General features: G+C 33.6%; 2 protein-coding genes and 1 riboswitch. Of the genes, one reads left to right on the forward strand and one right to left on the reverse strand.

All coding sequences use genetic code 11. The annotated features are described in order from the left end of the window. Positions 1–375 precede the first annotated feature (375 nt). Positions 376–834: a hypothetical protein gene (locus tag V7056_RS12785; RefSeq protein WP_499702478.1), complete on the reverse strand. Its 459-nt coding sequence runs from the start codon at positions 832–834 to the stop codon at positions 376–378. Positions 835–1,259: 425 nt separating this feature from the next. Between V7056_RS12785 and fumC the strand changes: the two genes are divergently transcribed. Further along, positions 1,260–2,648, forward strand: coding sequence for a class II fumarate hydratase (fumC, locus tag V7056_RS12790; protein ID WP_499702480.1), 1,389 nt, complete (start codon positions 1,260–1,262; stop codon positions 2,646–2,648). A gap of 183 nt (positions 2,649–2,831) precedes the next feature. Then, positions 2,832–2,934, forward strand: a riboswitch (SAM riboswitch). Positions 2,935–3,027: the final 93 nt, after the last annotated feature.

Here is a 3,027-nt window from a genome sequence, read left to right on the forward strand (position 1 = left end):
ATGTAAGAGCACTCTAATATCATTCTTTGTTCTTAGATCCAGTAACCATACTTCCAAAAGAGGATACAGGGTTACTTTTGTGTTAACCGATTATATAAATCTTATCCTTCGTGACATATCCAACTTCTCGTCGTTTCATTTTTGTAGTAATAGAGGAATGCTTGTTTATCTTTTTCTTCTTTATTTAGTACTAGGGGGTATTGAGTTTGGCAGTAGTACTTAAAAAAATTAGGGAGTTCATATTTTTTAAAAAAGCAGAATGAAGCCTAATTTTTGTTAACGGGGCAAGGCTAATAATAAATAAAAAGCCACCATCAAAGGTGGTTTTTCTTTCATTTATCGTTTCGTTTCTTTATTAAATCACAACAAGATTCTCTACATACTATATTCCTTTAAAGAAATATGAAAGATTTTACGCTCAACCCTTCCTTTATGACCAATCAGCCTGTACCAGTTTTGCCCTACATAAAAAGGAGTTGAAAGCATCTTTTCTATGTAGTTTGAAATCGTTTCAATAGGTTCATTATTTTCGTTTTTACAAGACAAAGCAATGACGAAATATGAGTTATCATTCTCTAACTCAAGTAACCTGAGGTGTTTATTGCCATTCTGTTTTTCATTGAATTCTTTTATTACTTTTAAAATGCTTTTTTGAATATCTATTTCATAATCTTTTGCTTCTTTCCAGTTTGATATAAGAGAGTCATTAAGAGAAAGGGTCAGAATAAAATAAGAGGCATAATCCTTAGGGTTAAACTCTTCATTTTCAATTTTTTGTCGATCTTGAGGTGGAACAACAAATTTTTTATAGTTTGCAAAAAAGTTTTCACTCATGTTTTACACCTACTTTCTAATGAAATACTCCCACGGAAGAAGCTTAAAATGTATGTTAAATTTAGTAGTTTTGTCTCGATTTATAAAGAACAGTACTGAATGAAGCTTGGACTACCTCTTTCTTAAACTCCCACTATCATATTCGGAGCTAATCAATTCTTTGAATATGGAGCTTATTTATTAGTTTTACCCTTTTCACGCCAAAATTACACCTAGCTAATTATGTCCAAACTCACTAAAAAAATTCTCATGTAAGTTTTTTGATGAGATTTTATTTCTAAAGGTATTCAACTCTTCCTTAAATAATATTTATTTATTAAATGCAGAATAATAGTATGTGAAAAATAGGCAACTAAGATGGTGTTCATAATGTAGGTATATGATTAATATGGTTCGTCATCGTATGTTCGTCGGGAGGTCAGAATTTGAAGTATAGAATTGAGAAGGATTCGATTGGTGAGATTAACGTTCCAGCAGATAAATTATGGGGTGCACAGACTCAGCGGAGCTTTCAAAACTTTAAAATAGGTACCGAGAGGATGCCAGTTCAATTAATACATGCATTAGCAATCATCAAAAAATGTGCAGCATTGGTAAATAAAGAACTAGGAAAGTTGGATCATGAAAAAGCGGATGCCATAATCGAAGCTGTAAATGAAATTCTTAGTGGAAAACTAGATGAACATTTTCCTCTTGTAGTTTGGCAAACTGGTAGCGGTACGCAAACAAATATGAATGTAAATGAAGTGATCGCACATAGGGGAAATCAATTATTGGAAGCACTTGGAAGTGAAACGAGGATTCATCCAAATGATGATGTAAATAAGTCACAAAGCTCGAATGATACATTTCCAACTGCAATGCATATAGCAGCGATCATTGAATTAAACAAACAATTGCTTCCTGCTTTAAATGAACTGAAACATACTTTTTTGCAAAAGGCAGATGAATATCAGCATATTATTAAAATAGGTCGCACACATTTACAGGATGCTACGCCTTTAACTTTAGGGCAAGAAATTAGCGGATGGCACCGTATGCTTGAAAAAAATGAGCAAATGTTATTGGACAGTATGAAATTTATGAACGAACTAGCTATTGGTGGAACTGCAGTAGGAACTGGGCTAAATGCGCATCCCATGTTTGGTGAAATGGTTGCGAAAGAAATTAGTCTGTTTACTGGACATGAATTTACATCAGCAGAGAATAAATTTCATGCACTAACAAGCCATGATGAAATGGTCTATACTCATGGTGCGCTCAAAGCACTGGCTACCGATCTAATGAAAATTGCGAATGATGTTAGGTGGATGGCGAGTGGTCCAAGAAGTGGTATTGGCGAAATAATCATACCGTCAAATGAACCTGGTAGTTCAATCATGCCAGGCAAGGTAAATCCAACACAATCAGAAGCGATGACGATGGTCGTAACTCAAATCGTAGGAAATGATATGACGATCGCGTTTGCTGCGAGTCAGGGAAACTTCGAATTGAATGTATTTAAACCAGTTATTATTTATAATTTTCTTCAGTCCATTAGACTGTTATCTGATGTTATGAACTCATTTAATGAGCATTGTGCGAGCGGTTTGGAAGCAAACTTAGAGGTCATAAAAAGTCATTTAAACAATTCACTTATGCTAGTAACTGCACTAAATCCTCACATTGGCTATGAAAAAGCAGCTAGTATTGCAAAATTAGCTTATAAAGAAGGTACGACACTTAAAGAAGCAGCCTTAAAAACAGGATATCTTACAGAAGAAGATTTTGACCGGATTGTTAAGCCAGAAAATATGACTAAACCAAAAGAATAATTCACTTAAATTATATGGAAATGAAAAGAACAATTCCTTTCTACATGTATTAGATAATTAATCTTAAAATACAGTATTGTAAATAACTGAATAGTCTAACATTTGCGAAATGGGTTGACTCGAATTTTTAAATCGGTTAATCTTGGTTCAATCAGTCGGAAATTATATAAATACATAAACATAATCTTATCCAGAGAGGTGGAGGGAATTGGCCCTATGATACCTCAGCAACAGGTTCTTTTGAACACTGTGCTAATTCCATCAGGTCATACCTGAGAGATAAGAAGAGTTGATATTAATTCAGTCCTCTTCTATCTTAGAAGAGGATTTTTTTATTAAGCGTTAGAGATCTAATGATTACATAACAAGATAAATAATT

The sequence above is a fragment of the Bacillus sp. JJ664 genome (assembly GCF_036962205.1).
In the GTDB taxonomy this organism is placed as follows: Bacteria; Bacillota; Bacilli; order Bacillales; family Bacillaceae_G; genus Gottfriedia.